Source organism: Streptomyces noursei, from assembly GCF_001646665.1.
Lineage (GTDB): Bacteria > Actinomycetota > Actinomycetes > Streptomycetales > Streptomycetaceae > Streptomyces > Streptomyces lavendulocolor.
Genome location: NZ_LWBU01000270.1, coordinates 77,722 through 78,002, shown reverse-complemented (window position 1 = coordinate 78,002; position 281 = coordinate 77,722). Strand labels below are relative to the sequence as shown.

Annotated in this window: 1 protein-coding gene; it reads right to left on the bottom strand. The window is 76.5% G+C overall.

Annotated elements, in window-relative coordinates:
- The coding region (locus tag A4V12_RS18575; RefSeq protein ID WP_199831319.1) for a hypothetical protein at nt 1-262 on the bottom strand (262 nt) is incomplete at its 3' end.
- Nucleotides 263-281 lie beyond the last annotated feature (19 nt).

The following is a 281-nucleotide window of genomic DNA, read 5'->3' as shown; positions in this document are numbered from 1 at the left end:
CGGTCAGCAGGAACAGCCCGACCGCGCCCCGCGCCTCCGCCTCGTCCAGGCCGAGCGCGCGCAACCGACCCGGTACGGTCGACTCGTCGCCCGCCCGGTAGGCCGCCACCGCCGCCTCGCTCAACCGGGCCAGCACCGCCCTGGCACGCTTGACCTGACGGCCGGTGAGCGTCGTCCGCCACAGCCGCAGGGACGACACCACGGCGGCGGCCTCGGTGAAGTCGGTCCCGCCGCCCGGCAGCCCGACCAACTCGCGGATCACCTCGGCGGCTCCGTCCCGT